This window comes from Streptomyces sp. NPDC051020, assembly GCF_040683105.1.
GTDB lineage: Bacteria > Actinomycetota > Actinomycetes > Streptomycetales > Streptomycetaceae > Streptomyces.
Genome location: NZ_JBFBCG010000041.1, coordinates 23,722 through 50,534, shown reverse-complemented (window position 1 = coordinate 50,534; position 26,813 = coordinate 23,722). Strand labels below are relative to the sequence as shown.

Annotated in this window: 23 protein-coding genes and 1 pseudogene; 15 read left to right on the top strand and 9 right to left on the bottom strand. The window is 70.4% G+C overall.

Annotation, left to right across the window (positions count from 1 at the left end; genetic code table 11):
• Positions 1–3 precede the first annotated feature (3 nt).
• Positions 4–1,635, bottom strand: a complete 1,632-nt coding sequence (locus AB0N06_RS22530; protein ID WP_366136464.1) for an AMP-binding protein — start codon at positions 1,633–1,635, stop codon at positions 4–6.
• Between the two features lie 88 nt (positions 1,636–1,723).
• On the opposite strand from AB0N06_RS22530, the gene AB0N06_RS22525 reads away from it, so the two are divergent.
• A complete protein-coding gene (locus tag AB0N06_RS22525) occupies positions 1,724–2,929 on the top strand; it encodes an acyl-CoA dehydrogenase family protein (protein ID WP_366136463.1) in 1,206 nt (401 codons plus the stop codon).
• On the top strand, positions 2,926–3,327 hold the full coding sequence (locus AB0N06_RS22520) for a RidA family protein (protein WP_366136462.1): 402 nt from the start codon (positions 2,926–2,928) through the stop codon (positions 3,325–3,327). The genes AB0N06_RS22525 and AB0N06_RS22520 overlap by 4 nt, the downstream gene beginning before the upstream one ends.
• 68 nt (positions 3,328–3,395) lie before the next feature.
• On the opposite strand, the pseudogene AB0N06_RS22515 reads toward AB0N06_RS22520, so the two are convergent.
• A pseudogene (locus AB0N06_RS22515) lies at positions 3,396–3,518 on the bottom strand (FAD-dependent oxidoreductase); the annotation flags it as partial.
• Between the two features lie 54 nt (positions 3,519–3,572).
• Positions 3,573–4,073: a DUF6069 family protein gene (locus AB0N06_RS22510; protein ID WP_366136461.1), complete on the bottom strand. Its 501-nt coding sequence runs from the start codon at positions 4,071–4,073 to the stop codon at positions 3,573–3,575.
• Positions 4,074–4,224: 151 nt separating this feature from the next.
• Between AB0N06_RS22510 and AB0N06_RS22505 the strand changes: the two genes are divergently transcribed.
• Positions 4,225–5,364: a PP2C family protein-serine/threonine phosphatase gene (locus AB0N06_RS22505; protein ID WP_366136460.1), complete on the top strand. Its 1,140-nt coding sequence runs from the start codon at positions 4,225–4,227 to the stop codon at positions 5,362–5,364.
• Here AB0N06_RS22505 and AB0N06_RS22500 read toward each other — a convergent pair.
• Both AB0N06_RS22500 and AB0N06_RS22495 read right to left on the bottom strand, forming a co-directional pair.
• Positions 5,339–6,619, bottom strand: coding sequence for a DUF6056 family protein (locus AB0N06_RS22500; protein WP_366136459.1), 1,281 nt, complete (start codon positions 6,617–6,619; stop codon positions 5,339–5,341). The genes AB0N06_RS22505 and AB0N06_RS22500 overlap by 26 nt on opposite strands.
• A gap of 506 nt (positions 6,620–7,125) precedes the next feature.
• On the bottom strand, positions 7,126–8,394 hold the full coding sequence (locus tag AB0N06_RS22495; RefSeq protein WP_366136458.1) for an MFS transporter: 1,269 nt from the start codon (positions 8,392–8,394) through the stop codon (positions 7,126–7,128).
• 351 nt (positions 8,395–8,745) lie between these two features.
• On the opposite strand from AB0N06_RS22495, the gene AB0N06_RS22490 reads away from it, so the two are divergent.
• The 6 genes from AB0N06_RS22490 (at position 8,746) to pflA (ending at position 14,874) form a co-directional block, all read left to right on the top strand.
• Complete coding sequence (locus AB0N06_RS22490; protein ID WP_366136457.1) at positions 8,746–9,069, top strand: rhodanese-like domain-containing protein; 324 nt, start codon at positions 8,746–8,748, stop codon at positions 9,067–9,069.
• Positions 9,070–9,164: 95 nt separating this feature from the next.
• Positions 9,165–10,550, top strand: a complete 1,386-nt coding sequence (locus AB0N06_RS22485) for an MBL fold metallo-hydrolase (protein WP_366136456.1) — start codon at positions 9,165–9,167, stop codon at positions 10,548–10,550.
• Between the two features lie 127 nt (positions 10,551–10,677).
• Positions 10,678–11,262, top strand: coding sequence for a rhodanese-like domain-containing protein (locus AB0N06_RS22480; RefSeq protein WP_366136455.1), 585 nt, complete (start codon positions 10,678–10,680; stop codon positions 11,260–11,262).
• Between the two features lie 65 nt (positions 11,263–11,327).
• The gene (locus AB0N06_RS22475; RefSeq protein ID WP_366136453.1) at positions 11,328–11,594 is read left to right on the top strand and encodes a metal-sensitive transcriptional regulator; all 267 of its coding nucleotides are present in this window, start codon (positions 11,328–11,330) and stop codon (positions 11,592–11,594) included.
• Between the two features lie 242 nt (positions 11,595–11,836).
• The gene (gene pflB / locus AB0N06_RS22470) at positions 11,837–14,098 is read left to right on the top strand and encodes a formate C-acetyltransferase (RefSeq protein ID WP_366136452.1); all 2,262 of its coding nucleotides are present in this window, start codon (positions 11,837–11,839) and stop codon (positions 14,096–14,098) included.
• Positions 14,095–14,874, top strand: coding sequence for a pyruvate formate-lyase-activating protein (gene pflA / locus AB0N06_RS22465; RefSeq protein WP_366136451.1), 780 nt, complete (start codon positions 14,095–14,097; stop codon positions 14,872–14,874). The genes pflB and pflA overlap by 4 nt, the downstream gene beginning before the upstream one ends.
• A gap of 369 nt (positions 14,875–15,243) precedes the next feature.
• Here pflA and AB0N06_RS22460 read toward each other — a convergent pair whose 3' ends face one another.
• The 3 genes from AB0N06_RS22460 to AB0N06_RS22450 all read right to left on the bottom strand — a co-directional run bounded on the left by AB0N06_RS22460 (position 15,244) and on the right by AB0N06_RS22450 (position 17,543).
• Positions 15,244–15,696 (bottom strand): pyridoxamine 5'-phosphate oxidase family protein, encoded by a 453-nt coding sequence (locus AB0N06_RS22460; RefSeq protein WP_366136492.1) that lies wholly within the window; start codon positions 15,694–15,696, stop codon positions 15,244–15,246.
• A gap of 434 nt (positions 15,697–16,130) precedes the next feature.
• A complete protein-coding gene (locus AB0N06_RS22455; RefSeq protein ID WP_366136450.1) occupies positions 16,131–16,748 on the bottom strand; it encodes a CBS domain-containing protein in 618 nt (205 codons plus the stop codon).
• 396 nt (positions 16,749–17,144) lie between these two features.
• Complete coding sequence (locus AB0N06_RS22450; RefSeq protein ID WP_366136449.1) at positions 17,145–17,543, bottom strand: hypothetical protein; 399 nt, start codon at positions 17,541–17,543, stop codon at positions 17,145–17,147.
• Between the two features lie 356 nt (positions 17,544–17,899).
• On the opposite strand from AB0N06_RS22450, the gene AB0N06_RS22445 reads away from it, so the two are divergent.
• The 5 genes from AB0N06_RS22445 (at position 17,900) to AB0N06_RS22425 (ending at position 24,119) form a co-directional block, all read left to right on the top strand.
• Complete coding sequence (locus tag AB0N06_RS22445; RefSeq protein WP_366136448.1) at positions 17,900–18,592, top strand: response regulator transcription factor; 693 nt, start codon at positions 17,900–17,902, stop codon at positions 18,590–18,592.
• Positions 18,593–19,415: 823 nt separating this feature from the next.
• Positions 19,416–20,906 (top strand): amino acid permease, encoded by a 1,491-nt coding sequence (locus AB0N06_RS22440; RefSeq protein ID WP_366136491.1) that lies wholly within the window; start codon positions 19,416–19,418, stop codon positions 20,904–20,906.
• A gap of 48 nt (positions 20,907–20,954) precedes the next feature.
• Positions 20,955–22,169, top strand: a complete 1,215-nt coding sequence (locus tag AB0N06_RS22435) for an arginine deiminase (RefSeq protein WP_366136447.1) — start codon at positions 20,955–20,957, stop codon at positions 22,167–22,169.
• A 21-nt stretch (positions 22,170–22,190) separates the two neighbouring features.
• A complete protein-coding gene (argF, locus tag AB0N06_RS22430) occupies positions 22,191–23,192 on the top strand; it encodes an ornithine carbamoyltransferase (protein ID WP_366136446.1) in 1,002 nt (333 codons plus the stop codon).
• A 3-nt stretch (positions 23,193–23,195) separates the two neighbouring features.
• Complete coding sequence (locus AB0N06_RS22425) at positions 23,196–24,119, top strand: carbamate kinase (RefSeq protein ID WP_366136445.1); 924 nt, start codon at positions 23,196–23,198, stop codon at positions 24,117–24,119.
• Between the two features lie 13 nt (positions 24,120–24,132).
• Here AB0N06_RS22425 and sulP read toward each other — a convergent pair whose 3' ends face one another.
• Positions 24,133–25,851 (bottom strand): sulfate permease, encoded by a 1,719-nt coding sequence (sulP, locus tag AB0N06_RS22420; protein ID WP_366136443.1) that lies wholly within the window; start codon positions 25,849–25,851, stop codon positions 24,133–24,135.
• A gap of 246 nt (positions 25,852–26,097) precedes the next feature.
• Here sulP and AB0N06_RS22415 point away from each other — a divergent pair, with 246 nt between their 5' ends.
• Positions 26,098–26,718 (top strand): hypothetical protein, encoded by a 621-nt coding sequence (locus tag AB0N06_RS22415; protein WP_366136490.1) that lies wholly within the window; start codon positions 26,098–26,100, stop codon positions 26,716–26,718.
• The last annotated feature ends 95 nt before the right edge of the window (positions 26,719–26,813 follow it).

The following is a 26,813-nucleotide window of genomic DNA, read 5'->3' as shown; positions in this document are numbered from 1 at the left end:
TGATCACTCTAGGTCCCGTGCGCCGGTCCGGTCCCCGTTGCTTCGCAGCCGGAACCGCTGCAGCTTGCCGGTGGCGGTCCGGGGAAGCGCCGGCACGAATTCGATGACACGCGGGCATTTGTGGGGGGCGAGCTCGTTCTTCATGTGGGTGCGCAACTCGTCGGCCGACGCTCCGCCGCCCTCGCGCAGCACCACGTACGCCACCACGATCTGCCCGCGCAGCTCGTCCGGATGCCCGACCACCGCCACCTCGGCGACCTCCGGATGGCGCAGCAGGGCGTCCTCGACCTCGGGACCCGCGATGTTGTACCCGGAGGAGATGATCATGTCGTCGGCGCGCGCGACGTAGTGGAAGTAGCCGTCGCTGTCACGTGTGTACGTGTCGCCGGTGAGGTTCCAGCCGTGCTGTACGTACTCCGACTGGCGGATGTCGGCGAGATAGCGGCAGCCGACCGGGCCGCGGACGGCGAGCAGTCCCGGCTCCCCGTCGGGCACCGCGCGGCCGTCCCGGTCCTGCACGCGCGCCTCCCAGCCGGGCACGGGAACCCCGGTGGTGCCGGGGCGGATCACGTCGTCGGCGGCGGAGATGAAGATGTGCAGCAGTTCGGTGGCGCCTATGCCGTTGATGATGCGCAGGCCGGTCCGCTCGTACCAGGACTGCCAGGTCGCCAGGGGCAGGTTCTCGCCCGCCGACACGCAGCGCCGCAGCGCGGCGAGATCGTGTGTGTCGAGGTGGTCGAGCATCACACGGTAGGCGGTCGGTGCGGTGAACAGGACCGAGACGCGGTGGGAGGCCAGCGCGGGCAGCAGCTGCCGCGGACCGGCCTGTTCCAGCAGCAGGGCCGACCCTCCGGCCCGCAGCGGGAAGACCACCAGACCGCCGAGCCCGAAGGTGAAGCCGAGCGGTGGACTGCCCGCGAACACGTCGTCGGGACGGGGCTGCAGGACGTGATGGGAGAAGGTGTCGGCGATGGCGAGCACATCGCGGTGGAAGTGCATGCAGCCCTTGGGCCGTCCGGTGGTGCCCGAGGTGAACGCGATCAGCGCGACATCGTCCGCGGCCGTGTCCACGGCGCGATAGGGCCCCGGCCGCCCCTCGGCCAGGTGCAGCAGATCGTCGGGGCCGTCACCTCCGTACACCGTGATCCGCAGCCCTGGTACCCCCGCCTTCACCAGGTCGTCGACCGACCGGACGTCGCACAGCGCATGACCGACCTGGGCCATTGAGCAGATGGTGGCGAGCTCCTGGGCCCGCTGCTGGGCCAGTACGGTCACCGCGATCGCGCCCGCCTTCAGCACGGCCAGCCAGCAGGCGGCGAGGTGGGGCGTGGTGGGGCCGCGGAGCAGAACCCGGTTGCCGGGGACGATCCCCAGATCGGAGGTCAGGACATGGGCGATCCGGTCGACCCGGTCCTGGAGATTCCCGTAGCTCCAGATCTCGCCCTGGGGCGTATGGAAGGCGGGGCGGTCGGGACCGAGGCGGGCGACCGTGCCGTCGAGGAGCTCGGCGGCGCAGTTCAGCCGGTCCGGATAGTTCAGCTCGGGAAGGCCGAAGACCAGTTCCGGCCACTGGTCCGTGGGTGGCAGATGCTCCCGGGCAAAGGTGTCGAGGTGCGCTGAGGTCTTCGGGTCCATAGCGGATCGCCCCCTTGTCGCCCATGGAGCGTATCGTTTGAATGACGGTAGTCAACAGTTCGCGATAGGGGACAGGAGAGGCGCCGGTATGACGGCATTCTCACTCGATCCGGCACAGACCGCCTGGTGCGAAGAGCTGCGCACCCTGGCCGAACAGGAGCTGCGCCCCCTCGCCGAGAAGGGCGAACCGGGGCACGTCAACCGCCCGCTGATCGCCGCCCTGGGCGAACTCGGCCTGCTCGACCGCCTTTTCTCCTCCGGCGCCCTCGACCTCTGCCTGCTGCGGGAGTCCCTCGCCCGCGGCTGCACGGAGGCCGAGACCGCGCTGGCCCTCCAGGGACTCGGCACATACCCGTTGGTCCAGGCGGGTACCCCGGCCCACCGGGCACGCTGGCTTCCCGAGGTGCGGGCCGGCCGTGCCGTCGCCGCCTTCGCACTGAGCGAGCCCGGCGCCGGCTCCGACGCCGCGGCGCTCGCCCTGGCGGCCGAGCACGCCCCGGACGGCTGGCGGCTGACCGGTGAGAAGTGCTGGATCTCCAACGCCCCCGAGGCGGACTTCTACACCGTCTTCGCCCGTACGACACCGGGCGCCGGAGCCCGCGGGGTCACCGCGTTCCTGGTCCCTGCCGACCGCCCGGGACTGACCGGCAGCGCCCTCGACATGCTCTGCCGGCACCCGATCGGGGCCCTCGCCTTCGACGGGGTCCCGGTCACGCCCGACGATGTGCTCGGCGAACCGGACCGCGGCTTCGGGGTTGCCATGAACACCCTCAATCTGTTCCGCCCCAGCGTCGGCGCGTTCGCCGTCGGAATGGCCCGCGCCGCCCTCGATGCGACCCTCCACCACACCGCGCAACGCACCGCGTTCGGTGGCCCGCTGAAGGAACTGCAGGCCGTCTCCCACCAGGTCGCCGAGATGGCCACCCGTACGGAGGCCGCGCGGCTTCTCGTGTACGCGGCCGCGGCGGCGTACGACGCGGGGGAGCCCGGCGTACCGGGCCGGGCGGCAATGGCGAAGCTGTACGCCACCGAGGCGGCGCAGTACGTCGTCGACGCAGCCGTCCAGCTGCACGGCGCCCGCGCGCTGCGCCGGGGGCATCTGCTCGAACATCTCTACCGGGAGGTGCGTGCCCCGCGGATCTACGAGGGCGCCACCGAGGTCCAGCGCACGATCATCGCCAAGGAGCTGTACGCGACGGCGACGGTGACAGCGACGGAGACAGCGACGGGGACCGCGCATCGGACGCCGGCCTCACATCGGACGCCGACCGTGAATCAGGAGCCGCCCGTATGAGCCCGATCCACCGGATCAATCCCGCCGAACTGTCCCCGCCCACGGGTTTCTCGCACGCCGTCGCGGCGACCGGCAGCCGCCTGGTCCTCCTGGCCGGGCAGACCGCCCTCGACCGGGACGGCAAGGTCATCGGCGCCACGCTGCCCGAGCAGTTCGCGACGGCCCTGACCAATCTGCTCACCGCGCTGCGTGCGGCCGGGGGCTCCCCGGCCGACCTGGCGCGGGTGACCGTCTACGCCACGGATGTTGCCGGCTACCGCGCACACGCCCCCGAACTCGGGCGGATCTGGCAACGGCTGGCCGGCCGCGACTACCCGGCGATGGCGGTCATCGGGACGGCCAGGCTCTGGGACGAACAGGCACTCGTCGAGCTCGACGGCATCGCCGTACTGCCGTGAAAACACCGTGCGGGTGTGACGTGGCGCCACGCCAGCACGGCAAGCGCATCCCTGTACCTGCGGCTGAGGGGCACTGTCACCCGCCAGTTGGCGAATCCGGTGTGCTCGGGGGCGTAGCGGTCGCCGTGCAGCCGCGTCCGCAGCGGCGAGCCGATCCCGTCGAAGCCGACCACCAGGTCCCAGCGGCCGGTGGAGGACGCGGCCCGCGCCGGGACCGTGCGCCCCGCACGCCCAGGATCCGGCCGTCAGTAGGGGGAGCGTCGCACCGAGCTGCGGCCGGCGGCGGACAGCAGGGTACCGATCACGATCCCGATGGCGAGACAGATGGCCGCCGCGCCGATCCTGGCGTTGACCGGGACCGATGTGGTGAAGGGCAGCAGCACCATGACGGCAGTGGCGAGGGCGACGATGCAGACGAAGAACGGGCCCGGCTGCCGCGTCGTGAGGATCAGCAGATGCACCAACGCTGTGGCCGCCAGCGCTGCCAGCCCGGCCCCGGTGGCCAGCAGTCCCGTCGAGGCGTCGCCCAGCGCTCCGTCGCTCTCCGGCGCGAAGAGGGGCACGTCCAGGACCCCACGGAAGAGGAGCACCCCGGCGACGGCGGTGAGCGCGGCGACGACGACGGTCATGGCGCCGCCCGCCCACAGCCGCGCCGCGTCGACACGGAGCCGGGGCGGTTTCGGGCGGAGGTATCCGGTCCGCTGCTGCGGCTGCCCGTAGCTGTCCTGCGAGTCCCATGTGTCCACGATCGGTCTTCTCCCCTCGGTACCCGGACCCCGATCGTGGACCGGGCGACCGGAACCGGCGAACGCACACGGTCCGTGCGGGTGACGCACCTGAGGGTCCCGCTGACGACGACGGGGCGCGGACCGGTCGACAGGGGTGTAAGCAGTAGACATGCGCGTCCGGCACAGCGACCACCGCCGCACCCCGTCCTGGCGGCTGAGCCGGGTGCTGTTGGCTGTGCCGTTCGCCCTCATCGCGACCGTCGCGCTGATCGACATCAGCACCCCGGAGTCCATCCACCTCGGCCCGTTCCTCGTCGCCGCGCCCGCGCTCACCGCCTCCTTCGCCGGCCCCGGCCCCACGGCCGCCGTCGGAGCGCTGGCCGTCGCGGCCCAGGTCGTCATCGGCGTCCTGCACGGCGGCGTCGGGACACCGAACCACGAGGCCCAGATCGGCGCCGTCGCGGTGATCTCCGCGTTCCTGGTGGTGTTCCGCTATGCCCTCGACCGGCACGAGCGGCAACTGGACCGGGTGCGCTCGGTGGCTGTGATGGCGCAACAGGTCCTGTTGCACCCATTGCCCCACCAGATCGGCCCATTGAGCATCGCGTCCGTGTACATCGCGGCCGAGGAGGAAGCCCAGATCGGCGGTGACCTGTACGCCGCGGTGCCCGCCCCGGGCGGGACCCGCCTCGTGGTCGGCGACGTCCGCGGCAGCGGCCTGCCCGCCGTCGACGACGCCGCGGTGGTGGTGGGGGCGTTCCGCGGGGCGGCGTACGAGAACCTCTCGCTGCCCGGCGCCGTGGCACACATCGCCAATGCCTCGTACTGGAACATGGCCCAGCTCGCCGAGACGGATCCGGAGTACGACGAATCGTTCGTGACCGCGCTGGTCCTGGACGTCTGCGCGGAGGACCACAGCGTCCGACTGGTGAACTGCGGACATCCCCCTCCGCTGCTGCTGCGCAGCGACGGCCGTGTCGAGGCACTGGAGGTCAGGGAACCCGCGCTCCCGCTGGGGTTCGGCATGGTGTCGGAGAACCAGTACGAGGTCGAGACCTTCGGCTTCCACCCCGGCGATCTGCTGCTCCTCTACACCGACGGAGTCATCGAGGCACGCGACCGCAGAGGCACCTTCTACCCGCTCGCCGACCGGCTCGCCACCTGGAACGGCACCGGCCCCGACGCCCTTGTCGAGCATCTCCACACCGACCTGCTGCGGCACGCCGGCGGGCACCTGGGCGACGACGCCGTCATGATCGCGATCACGAAGGCGTCCGGCGCGGTCAGGGGAGCTTCAGCGAGTAGGTGATCCGCTCCAGGTGGTAGTAGTCGGCGACGCATGTGGCCGGCCAGACCTTCCGCCCGTGATGACGGAACGGTTCCACCATGCCGCTGACCGACAACGGCTTGTACGGGAGAACCCGGTCGCCGTCCGCCGCACGTGCGCGCAACCACTGGTCCTGGCGGTCCCACTTCACCGCCCGTACGCGCATGTCATGTTCGAGCCGGCCCAGCGGGACGGCGAGCGCGAGGCACACGACGGCGCACACTCCCGCACCGGCCGCCTGCACCGCACCGGTGCGGTGCAGGCGCAGACCCAGGGCGATTCCCACCACCGCGCCGGCTCCGACGAGCACCGCGACGTACAGCAGGAGGTAGTCGTTCCAGATCCGTGAGGAGGTCGTCACGCTCTCGCCGAAGGCGGAATACGCGACGACCGTGCAGAGATATCCGGAGACCAGGAACGTGAGGACACCGGCGCAGGACAGCAGCGGCCAGCGCTCCGGCAGGGCCACGCGCCGCCCACCGGGCCCTCTGATGAGCAGCCCCAGCAGGATCCCCGCCGCGACCGCCCCCAGATAGGCCCACGTCGTGAGGAGCGTTCCCAGGATGTGTCCGAAGCCTCGCAGGGATCCGAGGAGCGAGTCGGGTGCGAGGAAGGACACCCCGTCCGTGCCGAATCGCTTCCGCCGGCTACTCGCGCCCGGCGACGTGTAGAGCACGAGAGTCCCGGCCACCGTCCCCGCCATGCCCGCCAGGCACCAGCCCCGCACATGGGCACGGCGCTGCCCGACGAGGAGCAGCAGAACAGCCGACAGGACAACGAGCACGACGACGGACGCCTCCTCCGAAAGCGTCCCCAGGCAGAGACCCGTCACGAGAGCGGTGACCAGCGCGCAGCGCCTGCCCCCGCGCGACCGGGCCCGGAGCAGCGGAACGGCCGCGGCACAGGCGAGCACCGGCGCCATGGTGTGCGAGACGGACGACGCGGGCCAGTAGAACGTCTTGTACGTGTTGGGCGTCGCGAACAGAAAGACGGCCGTCACCATCGACGCCACGAGCAAGGGGACTCCCCGTGGCGCCGTCAGACTGCCCCGGCGCAGCGCCGATACGGTCACGGCCCACACGATCCCCAGTGTGACCACACAGCTGACCAGCCCGAACCACTGTTGCCCCGCGACGCCGAACCTCCCGTACGCCCAGACCAGAACGGCGTTCGCGATCCGCCCGTTGTCCTTGAGATAGAACTTCCCGACCATCCCGGGGAGTCCCTCGTCCCGCACGACGGGCAGAAAGCACCACTCGTCCGCACCGGGCCGGACCCACCGTCCGTACCACGCCGCCGCCCCGAGAAGACCGAGTGGCAGGAGACAGAGCGCAGTCGGCCAGAGCGTCCTCCACGCCGGTAAGGGACGGGCGTTCGCCGTCCTGCCGGGCACCGTCCGCTTCCGTTCGCGCGGCTGCTCCGGAAGGACTGTCCGTGAGGCACCGGGGGCCGCCTCCCGCGCCGGGCCGGGGGCCGTCATCGTGCTTCTCGAACTGTGGTCATCGCCGCTATCTGATACGGGGAGGCGGGCAGCCCGGTCTCCGCACACGCAGGGGCGACCGCAGCTTCATCCGAATGGCGGACGCTGAAATCCGTTGCGGTGCCGGGCCTCTGCCGGCGCACGGACGGCACGCCGCGGTGGGAACGCGGAGTTCTGGGCAACTGTGGCAATGACGTCGTCCCGCTGCGGTGCGAACGGGGTGAACCGAGCGGCGCGCTCGGACCTCGAGTCCCATGGGGGGCTCAGCGGGCGGGGCGGTCGGTGATCCATCGGGCGGCGAGCAGGCCGGAGGCTGCGGTGAGGGCGGCGGCGGCGATGACAGTGGCGTTGAGGCCGAGGGCGTCGGCGAGGACACCGGCGACGAGGGCGCCTGCGGCGTAGCCGATGTCGCGCCAGAAGCGGTAGGTGCCGAGCGCGTTCGCCCGCCAGGTGGGGTGTGCGTGGTCGGAGACGGAGGCGATGAGGGCCGGGTAGACCATGGCGGTGCCCAGACCGAGCGCGACGGCGGAGAGGACGCCGGCGAGCAGGGGCCGGTCGAGCAGGGCCAGGGCGAGGACGAATCCGGCTGCCTGGACGAACATGCCGGTGACGATCAAGGGTTTGCGGCCGATGCGGTCGGCGAGGTGGCCGGTGGGGATCTGGCCGATGCCCCACAGCAGCGGGTAAAGGCCCTTGACCAGGCCGACAGCGGCAAGTCCCAGGCCATGGTCGGTGAACAGCAGAGGGAAGACGCCCCAGGTGAGGCCGTCGTTGAGGTTGTTGACGAGTCCTGCCTGGCTGGCGCCGCGCAAGGAGCGGTTGTGCCAGGAGGTACGAGCGAAGGTCTTTGCCAGCCCGGTGGACTGCTCCGCGCGGGCCGGTCGGGGATGCCGGGCGAGTTCGAGGGCCACGTGGGCCGCGGTGTCCCGGACGGACAGGGACAGAGCGATGCCTGCGGCAACGAAGACGATGCCGATCAGTTCGGGTGCGGGGCGCAGGCCGTATGTGGTGGCCAGGTAACCGGTCAGCAGGGCGGAGGCGCCGACGGCGACGTATCCGGCGGCCTCGTTCAGGCCGGTGGCGAGACCGCGGCGGGCAGGGCCGACGAGGTCGATCTTCATGTTCACGGTCATCGACCAGGTCAGGCCCTGGTTCATGCCGAGCAGGACGTTCGCGGCGACGATCCAGCCCCAGGACGGCGCCCATGCGAGGGCGAACGGGACGGGTATCCCGATGAGCCAGCCCGCCATGAGGAGTTGCTTGCGGCGGAAGCGGGCGGTCAGCTCGCCGGCGGCCAGGTTGGTCAGTGCCTTGGTGACGCCGAAGGCGATGATGAAGGAGAAGACGGCCAGATCGCTGGTCAGCCCGAAGACGTCCGTGCCGATGAGGGGAACGGTCGTGCGTTCCAGTCCGACCAGGGCGCCGACGCAGACGTTGACGATGACGAGCAGGGTGAACTGCGCCCAGTTCTCACGCAGTCCCAGGCGCACTGGGGTGTCGGCGGGTGCGACCGCGGCGGGGCTGGTGCTCACCGACTGCAGCCTTCCGCACTGTCGGCGGGCTGTGCGCCGTGGGCGGTTGTCTGTTCGTTTTCCATGATCACCTTCAGTCGTGTCCACATACCCCCATGGGTATGAAAGCAATGGAGGAAGGCTTTCGTTCTCGGCTCCTCCTTGAGGGCAGAATACCCCCCCGGGTATGTTGTGCCGACGCGGTCCGCTCTGTGGCATCCGCCTCCGGCGGTCGGCCGGCTCCTTCGTTCGCGGACCGCCGCACCTCCTCGAATTTATACCCCCCTGGGTATTTGACATCTGAGTCGGGGCGTGCCTACTGTCGTCATACAAGAAATACCCAGGGGGGTATGTTGAAGCGAGGGAATCGCGGTGCGTGAAGTGGATCTGGATGTGTTCGCGGCAGCGTGGGCCGAGGGGGCGCTCGTCCTGGACGTGCGGGAGCCGGACGAGTACCGGGCCGGTCATGTGCCCGGAGCGCGACTCGCCCCGCTGTCCGTCCTCGCCGCCGCGGCGGGCGAGGTGCCCAGGGGTCGGCCGGTCTACGTGATCTGCGCCAGCGGTAACCGTAGTCAGTGGGCTGCCGAGCGCCTGGCTGCCGTCGGCGCGGGTGCCGTCTCGGTCGCCGGTGGCACCAGTGGCTGGGCCCGCACGGGCCACCCGCTCGTCACCGGGCCGGTGCCCGGAGCCGCGTGAACGAAGCGCCCCGCCGTCCGGGCGGGCGTTCCGGCGGTCTTCTTTTGAGCATACATACCCCTAGGGGTATGTATGCATCCTCACGGAGGGTTCCTGTGTTCTTCACCCAGTACTACCTCGACTGCCTCTCCCAGGCGTCGTACATGATCGCGGACGAGACCAGCGGCCAGGCCGTGGTCGTCGACCCGCGCCGGGACATCTCGGAGTACATGGCCGATGCCGAGACCCGCGGCTTCACTGTCGTCGGCGTCATCAACACCCACTTCCACGCCGACTTCGTCGCAGGACACCTGGAGATGGCGGCCCGCACCGGCGCCTGGATCGGCTACGGCCATCGCGCCGAGACCGAGTACTCCATCCGCAAGTTCACCGAGGGCGAGCGTGTCGGCCTCGGCGACGTCACCCTTGAAATCATGGAGACCCCCGGGCACACCCCGGAGTCGATCAGCGTCCTGGTCTACGAGCACGCCACCGACACCGTCCCGTACGGGGTGCTGACCGGCGACGCGCTGTTCATCGGTGACGTGGGCCGGCCCGACCTGCTCGCCTCGGTGGGGGTGACCGCCGAGGAGCTCGGCGCGATGCTCCACGACAGCGTCCAGAACAAGCTGATGGGCCTGCCGGACGAGGTCCGGGTCTTCCCCGCCCATGGTGCGGGCTCCGCCTGCGGCAAGAATCTCTCCACCGAGAAGCAGTCCACCATCGGCGAGCAGCGTGCCACCAACTACGCCTGTGCGCCCATGAGTCGAGAGGACTTCGTGGCCCTCGTCGCCGCGGGCCAGTCCGCGGCGCCGGGCTACTTCTCCTACGACGCCGAACTCAACCGCAAGGATCGGGAGCTGTACAACCCGGCCGCGGCGCCCCGGCCGCTGACCGTTGAGGAGTTCTCGGCGCTGCGCCGGGCCGGGGCCGTGGTGGTCGACGCCCGCGGCCCGCAGGAGTTCGGTGCCGGGCACCTGCGCGGATCGGTCAACGTGCCGGCCGACGGCCGGTTCGCCGAGCAGGCCGGAACCGTGCTCACCCCCGACGCGCAACTGCTGGTCATCGCGCCGGAGAACCGCGAGGAGGAGGTGGTCACCCGACTCGCCCGGATCGGTTTCGACCGGGTGGCCGGCTATCTGCGCAATCCCGAGGACGCCCTCGCGGCCCTGGCGGACGAGGCCGGCCCCGCCAGCCGGCTGACCGCCGCCCAGCTCCGTACCGCTCTGGAGAGCGGAGAGCCCCCGCTCGTGGTCGACGTTCGCACCTGCGGAGAACGCGCGGCGGGATTCATCGACGGCTCGCTGCACATCTCCCTCGGCGAGCTGCCCCGCCGCCTGGGGGAGATCCCGCGCGACCGTGCGTTGGTCCTGCACTGCGCGGGCGGTCACCGTTCCTCCATCGCCGCAAGCCTGCTGCGCCATCACGGCTTCTCCGACGTCTCCGACATCCTCGGCGGCTACGCCGCCTGGGCGCTGCTGACCGAACCTGCCGACGCCTGACCCCGGTCGTCACGAAGACCACCGGCATGCCCGCGAGGGGCAGCCCATGCCCTGGCGGGCTGCCGGTGTCCACCCCTACTCGCCTGCATACCCCCTGGGTATGTGTCCGCTCACCTATGGAGCCCCCATGACCAGCAACGCCTCCCGCGCCGCCGCAATCGACTCCGCCGCCCTGCAGCGGCTGATCCGGGAAGGCCGTGGACCCCGCCTTCTGGATGTCCGTACTCCCGGCGAGTTCCGCAGCGTCCACATACCCGGTGCCTACAACGTGCCCATGGCCACCCTGCGCGAGCATCGCGCCGAACTCCTCACCCACCTCGACGAAGACGTCGTCCTCGTCTGCCGCTCCGGCACCCGCGCGGCACAGGCGGAAGCCGCCCTCGCCGAGGCCGGACTGCCGAACCTGCGTGTCCTGGACGGCGGCATGATCGCCTGGGAGGCAGCGGGCGGTTCCGTCAACTATGGCTCCGACCGCTGGGACATGGAACGCCAGGTCCGGCTCGTCGCCGGATCCATCGTGCTGACCACCGGGCTCGCCGGCTTGCTGGTGCCCGGCATCCACCTGATCGGCACCGCCGTCGGCGCAGGCCTGACCTACGCGGCCCTCAGCAACAGCTGTGCCATGGGCATGCTGCTGGCCAAGCTGCCCTACAACCGCGGCCCGCGCACCGACATCCGCACCGTCATCGCAGCCCTGCGGGACAAGCCGTGATCGTGGTCTGAAGTCGTTCGCCGGCCTGGCCGGTCATCTCTCGGGCCGGAACAAGGAGGAGCCCGGTGAAAGTGGAAGAAGAAGCCATGGGCGCGGTCCTGAACCGGCTGCGCCGGGCGCAGGGCCAGCTCGCCGGTGTCATCGCCATGATCGAGGCCGGGCGCGACTGCAAGGACGTCGTCACCCAGCTTGCCGCTGTCTCCCGGGCCCTGGACAGGGCCGGCTTCAAGATCGTGGCCGGCGGGATGCGTCAGTGCCTCGCCCGGAGCGAAGCCGACGCCCCGCCCATGACCGAAGAGGAACTCGAGAAGCTGTTCCTCGCGCTCGCCTGACCTCGCCGGCGGCCGGGCCGATGCCCAGTCGCTCGGCCGGCGTGGGGCCTCGGAGTCACGCAGCCGCGCACCTGTGTCGCCACCCGCGCCAGGGGCCGACCGGCCCCGTCGAGAGGGGCCGGTCAGCGCGGCAACGGGTTCCCGCAGGCCCTGCCCCGGGCAGCGATGACAGACAAGCATCGGCAGCGCAGCCGCCCACGGGATCCTCTGTGAGCGGTGTCGCGAACGATGCGGAGGCAGTGATGACCGTGGCAACCCGCGCAGACGTGGATGCTCCCGCCGAGGCCTGGCGCGGTTTCGCCGGACGGGGCTGGCGCGGACTGGTCGACGTGCGTGACTTCATCCAGGCCAACTACACGCCGTACGAAGGCGGTCCCGAGTTCCTGGCCGGCCCGACCGAGCGCACACTCGCCGTCTGGCGGAAGGTCAGCGCCCTGTTCCCCGAGGAGCGGCGCAAGGGCATCCTCGACGTCGATGCCGCGACCCCTTCCACGATCACCTCGCACGCCCCCGGGTACATCGACAAAGGCCGCGAGCTGATCGTCGGGCTGCAGACCGACGCCCCGCTGAAGCGGGCGATCATGCCGGACGGCGGCCTGCGCATGGTGGAGAACGGCCTGAAGGCGTACGGCTACGAGCCCGACCCCTTCGTCACCAAGGTCTTCGGCACCTACCGCAAAACTCACAACGACGGCGTTTTCGACGCTTACACCCCCGCGATGCGGGCCGCGCGCAAGGTCGGCATCATCACCGGGCTGCCCGACGCCTACGGCCGCGGCCGGATCATCGGCGACTACCGGCGCGTCGCCCTGTACGGCACCGACCAGCTGATCCAGGTCAAGCGGGCCGAGCGGGCCCTGCTGGACGACCAGCCCTCCACCCAGGACGTCATCCGTGACCGGGAAGAGCTGGCCGAACAGATCAGGGCGCTGGGTGAACTGACGCGGATGGCCGCGTCGTACGGCTGCGACGTCTCCCGTCCCGCCGCCACCGCACACGAGGCCGTGCAGTGGCTCTACCTCGGCTTCCTGGCCGCCGTGAAGGAGCAGAACGGCGCCGCGATGTCGCTGGGCCGCACGTCGACGTTCCTTGACGTCTACCTCCAGCGCGACCTGGAGAAGGGGACCATCGACGAGCCCCGGGCCCAGGAGCTGATCGACGACTTCGTGATCAAGCTGCGGATCGTGCGGTTCCTGCGCACTCCCGAATACGACGCGCTGTTCTCCGGCGATCCGACCTGGGTGACGGAGTCGATCGGCGGCATCGGCACTGACGGCCGCCCGCTGGTCACCCGCACGTCCTTCCGCTTCCTGCAGACCCTGTACAACCTCGGGCCCGCGCCGGAGCCGAACCTCACGGTGCTGTGGTCGCCGCAACTGCCGGAGGGGTTCAAGCGGTTCTGCGCCCAGGTCTCCATCGACACCAGCTCCATCCAGTACGAGTCCGACGACCTCGTGCGCCCCTGCACGGGGGACGACTCCGCGATCGCCTGCTGCGTGTCCGCCATGGCCGTCGGCAAGCAGATGCAGTTCTTCGGCGCCCGGGTCAACCTCGCCAAGGCCTTGCTGTATGCGATCAACGGCGGCCGGGACGAGATGACCGGCGAGCAGGTCGCCCCCGAGATGCCCGCACTGACCGGCGAGTACCTGGACTACGACGAGCTGTCGGCGGCGTACGACCGGATGCTGGACTGGCTGGCGCAGACGTACGTCGACGCGCTCAACGTCATCCACTACATGCACGACAAGTACGCCTACGAGCGCATCGAGATGGCGCTGCACGACTACCCTGTGCACCGCTTCATGGCGTGCGGGATCGCGGGGCTTTCGGTGGCCGTCGACAGCCTGTCCGCCATCAAGTACGGCCGGGTGAAGGTGATCCGGGACGAGACCGGGCTCGCCGTGGACTACGAGACCGAGGGTGAGTTCCCGGCGTACGGCAACAACGACGACCGCGCCGACGGGTTCGCCGTCGACCTGGTGGAGTCCTTCATGGCCAAGGTGCGCAAGCACCCCGCCTACCGGGGTGCCGAGCACACCCAGTCGGTGCTGACGATCACCTCGAACGTGGTCTACGGCAAGCACACCGGCAACACGCCCGACGGCCGGCGCGCCGGACAGCCCTTCGCGCCCGGCGCCAACCCGATGAACGGTCGGGACCGGCACGGGGTGGTCGCATCGGCGCTGTCGGTGGCGAAGCTGCCGTACGGGGAGGCGCGCGACGGGATCTCGCTGACCACGACCATCACCCCCGAGGGGCTCGGCCACAATCCCACGGAGCGGGCCGGCAACCTGGTCGGCATCCTCGACGGGTACATGACCTTCGGCGGTTTCCACATGAACGTCAACGTCCTGAACCGGGCGACGCTCGAGGACGCCATGGAACACCCGGAGAAGTACCCGGAGCTGACCATCAGGGTCTCCGGGTACGCCGTCAACTTCGTCCGCCTGACCCGCGAGCAGCAACTCGACGTGATCAGCCGCACCTTCCACGGATCGCTGTGAACACCGCGGCGAAGCCGGTGACGAGCCACGCGGACCCGGCGGCGGGGCAGCTCACCGGCCGGGTGCACTCGTGGGACCTGTCCACCGGTGTGGACGGTCCCGGGACCCGGTTCGTGCTGTTCGTCAACGGCTGCCCGCTGCGCTGCCTGTACTGCGCCAACCCCGACACCTGGCATATGCGGGACGGGCGGGAGACCACCGTCGACGAGGTGATGGCGGAGATCGCGAAGTACCGGGCCTTCGTCACCACAGCGGGCGGGGGAGTGACCGTCACGGGTGGCGAGCCGCTGCTCCAGCCCGGCTTCACCGGCGACGTGCTCCGCCGTTGCAAGGAGCTGGGTCTGCACACAGCCCTGGACACCTCCGGCTTCCTGGGAGCCCGTGCCGACGACGGGCTGCTCGCCGACACCGACCTGGTGCTGCTCGACATCAAGTCCTTCGACATCGGCACCTACCGACGGCTGACCGGCGGCGCCCTCGCCCCCACGCTCAGTTTCGCGACTCGCCTGGACCGGCTGGGCATCCCCGTGTACATCCGCTACGTCCTCGTTCCCGGCTGGACCGACGACCCATCCGCCGTGGACGGCCTCGGCGCCTTCCTGGCCGGCCTGGGCAATGTCGACCGGGTGGACGTCCTGCCGTTCCACAAACTCGGCGCCCACAAATACGACGCCCTGGGCATCGGCTTCCCGCTCCGCGACACCCCTGTTCCCGATCCGGAGCTGACGGAACGGGTGCGCGAACAGTTCCGAGAGCACGGTCTACGGGCCTTGTGAGCCGACCGATCGGGGCAGGCGTCAGCGTGTGCAGCTCACACGGCGTGCAACTGTGGTCCGTCGCCCTCGCGGCCGTCCCGGGCAGCCGACGGCCCATCGTCCCCGTGCGAGACGGCCAGCATTCTGAGGACGAACACCGGCCGGGCGCCTTCGGTGACGCGTCCGGGGCCAGTTCGTTCCGTGACGTCGTCCTCGGTATCGACGAGGCATTTCTCCCGGATGTACTTGCGGCGGACTCGGCCATACCGGGCGGTCGAGTTCGGCGAGTTCTGGGAGGAATGCCGACGACCGTGTGGTCGCCGATGCGCTGGCCCGATGCCTACGCGGTGAGGCTCCACACGGCTGATCTCGGCGGCTCGTGGACCGTGATCAGGCGTTCGCGGCGGTGAGTCGGATGCCGGTGATCAAGTCCGGGCGGATACGGACCGCATAGTCCATGGTCTGGTTCACCCAGGGGTTGAGCAGTGCGCGGTAGCGGGCCAGTTCACCCGGCTCGGTCACCAGGTGGGCGTAACCGGTGACCGTCACGCTCCAACCGAGGTGCATGTCCGGGTCGATGGCGTCGGCCTCGTAGGCGACGACCACGCCCTGGCCGTCGGCCTGCCGCGCGCGCGAGGTCAGCGCCGCGCCTTCGTGAGTGCGGATGACGATGTCGCCGTTGTCCAGGACGTGGTTCACCGGGCGGATGGTCGGCAGCGCATGCCGAGTGAAGACGATCCTCCCGAAGGACACGCTGCCCAGCAGCCGCAAGGCTTCGTCACTGTTGAGCTCGACGCTCCGGCGCGGTCCGGCAGGAAGGGGCTGGGCGTGGTCGATGGTCATGGCAGGCTTCCGTACGGTTTCGTTGCTCACTGTGGCTTGTCCTCGGCCGACGCGCGGATGCTGTCGCGTGGCCGGTCGCCGTGGTGACGGCCGGGGCGCGCCGCTACGGCATGTAAGACCGACCGCCTGTCCGTGGCACCCGGGTGAAGTGGGCCCCACGGGCAGGCTCGATCCGGTCATTGGAACCGCACCGGAACTCCTCGTACCAGGGCCGTTCGGCCCTCGTCCGCGTCCGGCCGGCCCTGCCCACCCCAGGAAGTAGGCGGTGTGGACCGGTGCCGCTCACGTCTTCACTCTTGCCCTGCCTTGCCCCCACTCCCAGGTGCCGATGGTCCCTTCCGGGGGCTGACCGGTGTCGCTTCGGACAGGCTGGGGGCGTTCGGACAAGGGGGCAGGGTTCATCGCGGCGTGACCTGCGCCGCTCGGGTGGCGGGTCAGGATGATTCAGTGCGCGGCCGGCTGCGCGGGCGGCAGTCGTCGATGTCAAACCCGAGCCTGCTGACCACACCGACGACGCCTTCCACACGCCAGGTCGACCGAACGGCCAGAGGGACGTCACTACGGTGGTGGAGGCGTCCCTCCAGCATGACCATGCCGTCCCGGACGGAAACGGCGACGGCGCCGGGTGGCAGGCCCAGCGCGCTGACCAGGACCTCCTCCACCACCCGCTGACGGATCTCCTCGTCCGTACGCAAGAAGACCCGCAGCAGGTCGCGGCGGGTGGCGATACCGATGAGGCGGTCCTCCTCATCCACCACGGGCAGACGGTCGACCTTCTGACGTTCCATCAGCCGTGCGGCATCCGAAACACGTTGCTCCGGATGGATGGTGACCGCCGGGGTCGTCATCAGCTCTCCCGCGGTCGTGGCCACAGAGCCGTGCGCGAGATCGGCGCCGGAGACCACCCCGACCACCTTGTCATCGTGGTCGACGACCGGCAGTGCGCGGATACGGTGCCGGTCCAGCAACCGCACCACGTCATCCAACGGAGTCCGCCGGCTTGCGCAGACGACCTCGCTGGTCATGACTTCGCCGACGGTGCGCGTCTTCATGGCGCTTCCCTCCTTCACGGTGCGAGCGGGAGGCGGGCAGGCCTTGCTCCCCGCTGGGTGACAGTGCCTCTACCTCGAGGCACCTACCGGCCGCCTCGCCGCCCCTTCAGCCTCGCAGCCCCCCTGCGCCGCGGCGCAGGGCCCAGACGTACCTGGTGGAGGACCGATCCGCCTCGCACCGGAGGGCCGGGAGACTCTAAGACCGACCGGCACTTGGGGGGCGGCGTCACGGGGCTGGGGCACGCACCTCGCGGCGTTGTCGTCCATCACCATGTTCCCCAAGCTCTCGGCTTCGCTCGAGCAGGGGAGGCCCCATTCGCCATGGCTCAATCCTCCGCCTTGCGATGCACGCACCCCAGCCCCGCTCCTTCACCCACCCCTCAATTGCCGGTCGGTCTAATCCCGCCCGCTGATGGCCTGGCCACCACGCCACGGTGGGGGAGTGGCCGACCTGCGGGCCGCCGCCTCGCGGTGCAGGACCCGAGTCAGCTGGCTGCGGAGGCGGTCCTGCAACCGGTCCGCCAGTTCATGTGCCGTCGCCTCCTGGGCGTGCACGACCACAAGAGTGTTCCCCACGACGAGCTCGGCCCCGGCGGACCAGGGCTCCTCGACGTGGTGCGCCGCTGCCTTCGCGATCCTCACCTTGCCGCTGACGTCTGGAACTCCGGGCCGGTTGAGGGCTGTGTCGACCTTGGCCCGGACGTACGCGAGTGCCTCTTCGTCCACATCGCCGTCCGAGCGCACCTGTACTGCGACGGTGGAGGTGACGTGGGTGCCGGTGTTCTTCGCAGTCATCTGCTCCGCTCCTTCGATCGTTGGGCAGCGGCTTCAGACTTCTGCGCGGACCGGCGTGGGTCCAGGGCTGTCAGACCCCCGGGAACGGGGCCATAGGGCCTCTCCCTACAGGGCCGCCGGACTCGCCCTTCGGCCGTGTGGGTCCGACCGGCTGCCGGAAGCTGCCAGGGGGCGTGGTCCTCGACGTGGACGCGTCCGGCCCGCCACGGCACCACTGCCTCTGGCTGCGGGAGACCCTGTGGAAACAGGGCCGACCGGCCCTGGCCCCTCGGCCCGGATCCGGGAAAGATCCCGGTACGGAGACCGGTACGGTCCAAGTGGACATCGACGAGTAACGCGGAACCAGGGAGCAAATGATGGCGGACAGCAAGCAGCCCGGCCACGAGAGTCCGATCCGGGTCTTCCTGCTGGACGACCACGAGGTGGTACGACGTGGAGTGCGCGACCTGCTGAACGACGAGCCGGACATCGATGTGATCGGCGAGGCCGGCACCGTGGAGCAGGCCCTGGTGCGCGTCCCCGCACTGCGCCCGCAGGTGGCGGTCCTGGACGTCCGGCTGCCCGACGGCGACGGCGTGACCGTGTGCCGGGAGCTGCGCTCGCGCATGCCGGAGCTGGCCTGCCTGATGCTGACCTCCTTCGACGACGAGGAGGCGCTGCTGGACTCGATCATGGCGGGCGCGTCCGGATACGTTCTGAAGCAGATCCAAGGATCAGACCTGGTGTCCGCAGTACGCACCGTGGCCCGCGGCCAGTCCCTGCTGGATCCGAGCGCCACCACCAGGCTGATGGCCCGCCTTCGGGACGGGCAGCAGCAGGAAGAAGAGCCGGACGCCCTGCCCGGTCTGACCGTGCGGGAGCGGGAGATCCTCGCCCTGATCGGCGAGGGTCTCACCAACCGTCAGATCGGCCAGCGGCTGTACCTCGCCGAGAAGACGGTGAAGAACCACATCTCCCGCCTGCTCGCCAAGCTCGGCGTGGAGCGCCGTATCCAGGCCGCGGTCATAGCCACGCAGGTCCAGGGCCGGCAGAGGCAGGAAGGGCGCTGAAGTCCTGGGGCCGGAAGGGCCCGTCATCGCTGCTGCCCGCGCCGCCTGGCATGTCTTCCTCCCCCGGCAGTGAGTCTGATCTCACACCGCCGTCTGCCGCGGGCCGATGGCGTGGCCCCGACGAGGATGACCAGCCGTCGGCAGGACGAGGGGCTTGGCAAGAATCGCCGGCGAGAGGCCCCGAGGGGCCCGGGTCCGGCTGCCGCAGTTGCGGCTGGATGAGCTGCTGGAGGAGCTGCAGGCCCGCCTGGGGGTCGCGCCGGTGCTGGGCTTCGCCCCGAGCGTGCGCATGGAGGGCCTGCTCGACACGGGCGTGCCGAAGGAGATCGCCGACCACGTGGTGGTTGTCCTCTCCGAGTCCCTGACCGACATCGCCCGGCACGCGCGCGCCGATCGGGCCGATGTCGGACTCGAGACCCACGGGCGCGAGGTGCGGCTCACGGTGTCCGGCAACGGCGTGGGCATCCCGCCCGGCGGCCGACGCAGCGGTCTGCGCAACATGGCCGGACGGGCCCAACAGCTGGACGGAACACGGGAGTTGTCCAACCCGGCCGACGGCGGCGGCACCACGCCGGCCTGGCAGGTGCCCGTGGAGGAAGGCGAGCGTGCGTGCCAGACGCCGCCTGGCAGATGGGGCTTTCGAAACACGCCCTGGGGGCGCGCTCCGCGGATCCGCTCTCCGCTTGGGCTGGGCGGGCCTCCAGCTCCGGGACCATCGGGCCGCCAACGGGACGTGTGGCCACTGCCCGTGCCCGGTGCCGACGCAGAAAGATCGTTCACGGATCGACCCACCCGTGTAGCGACCTGCGCAAGGAGTACGACCATGCCCGGAACCCCAAGAGACGGAAAGGGAAAGGCGCCCACAGTGGCGCTCGGCCTTCCCGCCGCCTCCGCGCTCGTGATCGGCAGCATCATCGGCACAGGAGTCTTTGCGCTCCCCTCCGCCCTCGCCCCGTACGGGCCGATCTCCCTCGTCGCGTTCGTCGCCGTGACCCTCGGCGCGCTCGCGCTGGCCCTCACCTTCGGGGCGCTGTCGAAGCGTTTTCCCGCGAGCGGCGGGCCCTACGTCTACGCCCGCGAGGCCTTCGGCGAGTTCGCCGGGTTCCTCAACGCCTGGTCCTACTGGATCACCGCGTGGGCCGGTAACGCCGCGATCGCGGTGGCGTGGGTCGGCTACGTCGAGGTGTTCGTCAACACCGGGCACAGGACCGGGGGCTCGGTGCTGATCGCGCTGATCGGGCTCTGGATTCCCGCCGCGATCAACCTCACCGGTGTCCGGAACATGGGCGCGTTCCAGGTGATCACGACCGTGCTGAAGTTCGTTCCGCTGATCTTCATGGCCACCGTCGGACTGTTGTTCATCGACCCCCACAACTTCGGCGCCTTCAACGCCAGCGGACAGTCGGCGCTGGGTGCGATCTCGGCCGCGGCCGCCATCGCGCTGTTCAGCTACCTCGGTCTGGAGGCCGCCTCGGTGGTCGCCGGCCGAGTGAAGGAGCCCGGGCGGAACGTGCCGCGTGCCACCGTGTACGGCACGCTCATCTGTGCCGTGATCTACATTCTGGGCACCCTCGCGGTCTTCGGCACCGTCTCGCACGGCACGTTGGGTCACTCGACCGCGCCGTTCACCGACGCCGCGAACAACATCTTCGGCGGCACCTGGGCCGGTGACATCGTGGCTGTCGCCGCGATCATCTCCGGCATCGGCGCTCTCAACGGCTGGACCATGCTGTGCGCCGAGATGCCGTACGCCGCAGCTCGCGACGGCCTCTTCCCCCGCGCGTTCGCCAGGCTGCGCGGCGAGAACGACGTCCCTGTCTTCGGTATCGTCGCCTCGACCGTGCTGGCCTCGCTGATCACCGTGTTCAGCTACACGCGCTTCGAGGACGTCTTCACCAAGATCGTGCTGCTGAGCGTGCTCACCGCCGTGATCCCGTACCTGTTCTCCGCCGCCGCCCAGCTGTACTGGCTGCTGGTGCGCGGGCGCGAGAGCCTCACTCCGCGGCGGCTGGCCCGGGACGTCACCGTCGCCGCGCTGGCACTCGCCTTCTCGTACTGGTCGATCCAGGGAAGCGGCTACCAGACCGTCTACTACGGGCTGTTCGTGCTGCTGCTCGGCCTGCCGGTCTACGTGTGGCTGAAGCGGGGCCAGGGCGTGTACGGCGGCACCGAAGCGGTGATCCCCGGCCCCCGGACCGAGGACGAGCAGCGGGCACCCGAGACGTCGGCACCGGCCGAGCGGCCCTCCCGCGGAACGCGCCCCGGCCCCACCGGCGGGCCCCGGCAGCGGAACATCCTCCGCCACCACCACTGACCACACCCCACCACCACTGACCACACCCCACCACCAAGGAAGCCCGCCATGAACACGTTCCACGTCGACTCCGAAGTCGGCCGCCTGCGCCAGGTGATCCTGCACCGCCCCGGCCTTGAACTCTCCCGCCTCACCCCGCGCAATGTCGACTCCCTGCTCTTCGACGACATCCTGTGGGCCAAGCGCGCCCGCGAGGAACACGACGCCTTCGCCCAGGTGCTGCGCGATCACGGAGCCCGCGTGCACTACTTCGCCGACCTGCTGGCCCAGACCCTTGACATCCCCGAGGCCCGCGACTGGCTGCTCGACCGGGTGGCCACTGCGGCCACTGTCGGCCCGGCCCTGCTCGATCCGGTGCGCGAGCTCTGTGCCGGACTCGATGGGGAGACCCTCGCCGGATACCTCATCGGCGGGCTCCTCAAGAGCGACCTGCCGCTCGCCACCTCGCACAGCCTGGTCTGGAACGCGCTCGGCGCGGACGACTTCGCGCTCGCACCGCTGCCCAACCACCTCTTCCCGCGCGACAACTCCTGCTGGATGTACGACCGGTTGTCGGTCAACCCGATGGCCAAGACCGCCCGGCGGCGCGAGAGCCTGCATGCCGAGGCCATTTACCGCTTCCACCCGATGTTCGCCTCAGCCGCGATCGAACCGCTCCTCGCCGGAGAGGTGGGCACCCTGGAGGGCGGCGACGTGCACGTCCTCGGCAACGGTGCCGTCATGGTCGGCATGGGGGAGCGCACTACCGCCCAGGCCGTGGAGAACCTCGCCCGCCGGCTTTTCGCCACCGGCACCGCGAACCGCCTGGTCGCCGTCCAGCTTCCTGCCGCCCGCGCCTTCATGCACCTGGACACGGTGCTGACCATGGTCGACCGCGACGCCTTCACCATCTACCCGGGCCTGGCCGACTCCCTGCGCTCGTGGACCTTGCGTCCCAGCGATACCCGGGAGACCGGCTTCGACGTCGCGGCGAACTCCGACCTGGCGACGGCCCTTGCCGAGGCCCTCGACCTGGACAAGGTCCGCATGCTGTCCGCACCGCAGGACATCCGGGGCGCCGAGCGCGAGCAGTGGGACGACGGCAGCAACTTCCTCGCCCTCGCCCCCGGCGTCGTCGTCGGCTACGAGCGCAACGTCACCACCAACACCTACCTGCGCAAGCAGGGCATCGAGATCGTCACCATCGCCGGCGCCGAACTCGGCCGCGGCCGCGGCGGCCCGCGCTGCATGAGCTGCCCCATCGAACGCGACCCGGCCGCCTGACCCAGCAAGGGGAACCACACCATGACCGTCGACCTGCGAGGCCGCTCCTACCTGAGCGAACTCGACTTCACCCGCACCGAGATCCACCACCTCCTCGACCTCTCCGCCGAGTTGAAGGCAGCCAAGCGCGCCGGCACCGAACGGCCACGGCTGACCGGTCGGAACGTCGCCTTGATCTTCGAGAAGACCTCCACCCGCACCCGTTGCGCCTTCGAGGTCGCTGCCGCCGACCAGGGCGTCGCCACCACCTACCTCGGCCCCGGCGACACCCACATCGGCCAGAAGGAATCCATCGCCGACACCGCCCGTGTCCTCGGCCGGATGTTCGACGCCATCGAGTACCGGGGCTCCGCCCAGTCCCTCGTCACCCAACTCGCCACCCACTCCGGCGTGCCCGTCTACAACGGCCTGACCGACACCGCGCACCCCACCCAGAGTCTGTGCGACGTCCTCACCATGCACGAGCACAGCGCCAAGCCGCTTCAGGACATCGCCTACTGCTACCTGGGCGACGCCCGCAACAACATGGGGAACTCCCTGCTGTCGATGGGCGCCCTGCTCGGCATGGACGTACGCATCGCCGCCCCTGCCGCGCTCTGGCCCGACCCCGCCCTGGTGGCCTCCTGCCGGGCGCTCGCCGAGCGCAGCGGAGCCCGCATCACGCTCACCGAAGACGTCGAGACCGCCGTACGCGGAGCCGACTTCCTGCACACCGACGTCTGGGTCTCCATGGGCGAGCCCGCTGACACCTGGCGCGAACGGATCGAACTGCTGCTCCCGTACCGAGTCAACGACAAGACGCTCGCCCTCACCGGCAACCCGGACGTGAAGTTCATGCACTGCCTGCCGTCCCTGCACGACCGCAGCACCCGGCTGGGCCAAGACCTCTTCGACTCCTACGGCCTGGACGGGCTGGAAGTCACCGACGACGTCTTCACCTCGCCCGCCTCGATCGTCTTCGACCAGGCGGAGAACCGGCTGCACACCATCAAGGCCGTGCTCGTCGCCACACTGGAGGACTGAACCATGCGCATCGTCGTCGCCCTTGGCGGCAACGCCCTGCTGCACCGTGGCGAACGCCCTGACGCCGAGGTCCAGCAGAACAACATCGACCGGGTCGCCACCGCCCTGGCCGCCCTCGCCCACGAGCACGAGCTCGTCATCACCCACGGCAACGGCCCGCAGATCGGCCTGCTCGCCATGGAGAGCGCGGCCGACCCCGCGCTCAGCGCCCCCTACCCGCTCCATCTGCTCGGCGCGCAGACCCAGGGCATGATCGGCTCTCTGCTGGCCTGCACCTTGCACGACGTCCTGCCCGGGCGCCGGATCGCCACCCTCGTCACCCACACCGTGGTGCGGACCGACGACCCCGCCTTCGAACGGCCCACGAAGTTCGTCGGCCAGCTCTACGACCGGGACGTGGCGCAGTCCCTCGCCCTCAAGCGCGGCTGGCACATCGCACAGGACACGGGCGGCTGGCGCCGGGTCGTGCCCTCCCCAGTGCCCGAACACATCGTGGAAACCGACACGATCCGCGACCTGCTGGGCAGCGGCACGCTCGTGGTCTGCGCCGGCGGCGGGGGCGTCCCCGTCACGGCCGACCGCGCCACCGGAGCCCTGACCGGGGTGGAAGCTGTCATCGACAAGGACCTCACCGCGGCCCTGCTCGCCGAGGACCTGAAGGCGGACTTCCTGCTGATCCTGACCGACGTACCCAACGTGTACGAGGGCTACGGGACACCGGACCAGCGGCCCGTCCTCGACGCGACACCCGACGAGCTGCGACGCGGCGGCTTCCCCGACGGCTCCATGGGGCCCAAGGCCGAGGCAGCGGCCCGGTTCGTCGAGCGCACCGGGGGCCTGGCCGCGATCGGTGCTCTGGACGCGGCGTACGAGATCGTCCACGGCAGGTCGGGCACGCTGGTCCGTCCGGACCCCACGGGTGGCTGACCCGCGACCGGAGTCAGCCGGGCCGGGCCTCGAGCCACCGACGGTAGGCGGCAACCGCCGTCGGCAGCGTCGGGAAGATGAGGTCCGTCCCGACCGAGCCCGCGAGACCGTACTTCTTCAGGTCGTCGAGCAGGTCCTGCTTGACCCGGGCGAAGGCGAACACGATGCCGCGGCCGGTCAGTTCGCGACGCAGTTCGTCGACCGCGTCGAGGGCGGTGATGTCGACCTCCACGTTCGCCTCGGTGTTGAGGACGAACCAGTGGACGGGACCGGTCTGTTGGGCGACCGCGGCCAGCGCACGGCGCCGGAAGTCCTCCGCGTTGGCGAAGAACAGCGGCGAGTCGTAGCGGTACACCAGCAGACCGGGGATCGTACGGGCCTCGGGGTAGTCGGCCACGTCGTGCATGCCCGCCACCCCGGGCACCAGCCCCTCCACCGCGTCGTGCGGGCGAGCCACCCGGGTCAGCAACTCGACCACCGACAGGCCCACGGCCACGATCACGCCGTACAGGATGTCCAGGGCGAGCACCCCGGCCAGGCAGCCGAGCGCGAGCTGCAGTTCGCGGCGGCGGAAGGACGCCAGGCGGCGGAAGCCCGCGAGGTCGATCATCCGCACGGCGGCGTAGACGACGAGCGCGCCCAGCACGGCGGAGGGGGTGCGGGTCAGGAGGGGACTCAGGAAGAGCAGGACGGCCAGCACCGCCGCCCCGGAGACCAGGGAGTACGCCTGGCTGCGGGCCCCCGCCGAGGAGGCGAGGGCGGTGCGGCTCGCGCTGCTGCTCACCGGGAAGCCGTGCAGGGCAGCGGCCCCCAGGTTGGCAGCTCCCAGGGCGAGGAACTCCTGGTTGGCGTCGAGCCCGGGCCCCTCTGCCTCGCGGTCGGCGAACGCCCGTGCGGTGAGGATGAAGTCGGTGTACGCGACCAGGAGCACGCCGAGGGCGGGCAGCACCAGGTGCGGCAGCTCGCTCAGGTCGGGCACGGCGAGGTCCGGAAGCCCCGAGGGGACCACGCCGATCACCTTGATGCCATACCGGTCGTCGAGGTCGAAGGCCACCACGGCCGCCGTACCGAGGACCATGGTGAGCAGCGGCCCGGGCAGCGCACGAACGTAACGGGCCACCAGGAAGAGGAAGGCGAGCGCGACGGCCGAGAAGACGACGGTGTTCGGGTGCAGCCCGTCCAGATGGCTGACGAACGACCACAGTTGGGGGAAGAACTCGGAGCCGGTCGTCCTCACCCCGGTGAGTTTGGGCACCTGATCCACCATCATGATCAGGGCCACGCCCGCGAGGTAGCCGATCAGGACGGGCCGGGAGAGCAGGTCCGCGAGGAAGCCCAGCCGCACCGTCCGCGCCACGAGGCACAACAGCCCGACCGTGGCCGCGAGGCCGGCCGCCAGCGAGGCGTAGCGCCCGGCGTTCCCCGCGGCGAGCGGGCCGACCACGGCGGCCGTCATGATGGCGGTCGTCGACTCGGGACCGACCGACAGCAGGCGTGAGGAACCGAACAGCGTGTACAGCGCCAGGGCCGGCAGGATCGCCCATAGCCCGGCGACCGGCGGCAGCCCGGCCACACCCGCGTACGCCATGACCTGTGGCACGAGGTAGGCCGCCACGGTCACTCCGGCCAGCAGGTCGCCCCTCAGCCACGCACGCCGATAGCCGAGAAGCGCGGCGAGGCCGGGCACCAGGCGGTGCCACCCGGGAATGTGCCCGTCCGAGCCATCGGTCATGAGCCGCCCTTCGCCTTCAGGATCCACCGGAGCGCCGCCATCCCTCCAGCTGGGGGGCGCGGTCCACGAGATGCCCACAGGGTCCCACGCGTACCGTGCGCAACGCGTGCGACCCAACAGGCCTCGTGGAAAGGGACCTTCGGTCCCATGGCCGCAGACCTTCGGCACCAGGCGGCGCGCGGCGCCCGCGACAAGAGTGAGGAGTGTCAGGAAAAACGACCAGACATCCCCGAAGGGATCACCGCCATGGCCGTGCACGAGCACCCTCACCGGAGCCCGGGATTCCACCTGTCCTTCCGCAGCAACCGCACCGGCTCCCCGATCGCCGTGTCGACACGCACCGACACCCACTCCGTGGGGGCCTACGCTTTAGCGTCCCTGCGTCTGCTCACCGGTTTCGTCTTCCTGTGGGCGTTCTTGGACAAGACTTTCGGCTTCGGCTACGCGACCGCGTCCGGCAAGGGCTGGATCGACGGCGGGTCGCCGACGAGGGGCTTCCTCGGTTCCGTTGCCGCCGGGCCGATGGAGTCGACGTTCCACTCGTGGGCCGGTGCCGCCTGGGCGGACTGGCTGTTCATGCTGGGCCTGCTCGGCATCGGCCTGGCCGTCACAGCCGGTGTGGCGCTGCGGCCGGCGGCGGTGGCGGGCACGGCGATGATGGCGTTGATGTGGATCGCCGAGTGGCCGCCGGCCACGCACCTGTCGGACGGGTCGCCGAGCATGTCGACGAATCCCTTCGCCGACTATCACGTCATCTACGCGGTGGCGCTGATCGCCGTGGCGACCGCGGGCGCTGGTGCCACCTGGGGCCTGGGCCGGCTGTGGGCGCGGCTCCCGATCGTCCGCGACCACACCTGGCTGCGCTGAAAACCTCACGGCGCGACAGCCCAACGCCTTGGGACCCGTCGCGCCAGGGTCCATCGGTCCCGCTGAAGGACCAGTGGCCCCTGCCCCGAAAGACC

Coding starts and splice junctions, on each gene's coding strand:
- AB0N06_RS22530 (WP_366136464.1), bottom strand. CDS start 1,635: ATGGACCCGAAGACCTCAGCGCACCTCGACACCTTTGCCCGGGAGCAT.
- AB0N06_RS22520 (WP_366136462.1), top strand. CDS start 2,926: ATGAGCCCGATCCACCGGATCAATCCCGCCGAACTGTCCCCGCCCACG.
- sulP (WP_366136443.1), bottom strand. CDS start 25,851: ATGACCGATGGCTCGGACGGGCACATTCCCGGGTGGCACCGCCTGGTG.
- AB0N06_RS22445 (WP_366136448.1), top strand. CDS start 17,900: ATGGCGGACAGCAAGCAGCCCGGCCACGAGAGTCCGATCCGGGTCTTC.
- AB0N06_RS22415 (WP_366136490.1), top strand. CDS start 26,098: ATGGCCGTGCACGAGCACCCTCACCGGAGCCCGGGATTCCACCTGTCC.
- argF (WP_366136446.1), top strand. CDS start 22,191: ATGACCGTCGACCTGCGAGGCCGCTCCTACCTGAGCGAACTCGACTTC.
- AB0N06_RS22450 (WP_366136449.1), bottom strand. CDS start 17,543: ATGACTGCGAAGAACACCGGCACCCACGTCACCTCCACCGTCGCAGTA.
- AB0N06_RS22425 (WP_366136445.1), top strand. CDS start 23,196: ATGCGCATCGTCGTCGCCCTTGGCGGCAACGCCCTGCTGCACCGTGGC.
- pflB (WP_366136452.1), top strand. CDS start 11,837: ATGACCGTGGCAACCCGCGCAGACGTGGATGCTCCCGCCGAGGCCTGG.
- AB0N06_RS22460 (WP_366136492.1), bottom strand. CDS start 15,696: ATGACCATCGACCACGCCCAGCCCCTTCCTGCCGGACCGCGCCGGAGC.
- AB0N06_RS22505 (WP_366136460.1), top strand. CDS start 4,225: ATGCGCGTCCGGCACAGCGACCACCGCCGCACCCCGTCCTGGCGGCTG.
- AB0N06_RS22480 (WP_366136455.1), top strand. CDS start 10,678: ATGACCAGCAACGCCTCCCGCGCCGCCGCAATCGACTCCGCCGCCCTG.
- AB0N06_RS22440 (WP_366136491.1), top strand. CDS start 19,416: ATGCCCGGAACCCCAAGAGACGGAAAGGGAAAGGCGCCCACAGTGGCG.
- AB0N06_RS22435 (WP_366136447.1), top strand. CDS start 20,955: ATGAACACGTTCCACGTCGACTCCGAAGTCGGCCGCCTGCGCCAGGTG.
- AB0N06_RS22525 (WP_366136463.1), top strand. CDS start 1,724: ATGACGGCATTCTCACTCGATCCGGCACAGACCGCCTGGTGCGAAGAG.
- AB0N06_RS22455 (WP_366136450.1), bottom strand. CDS start 16,748: ATGAAGACGCGCACCGTCGGCGAAGTCATGACCAGCGAGGTCGTCTGC.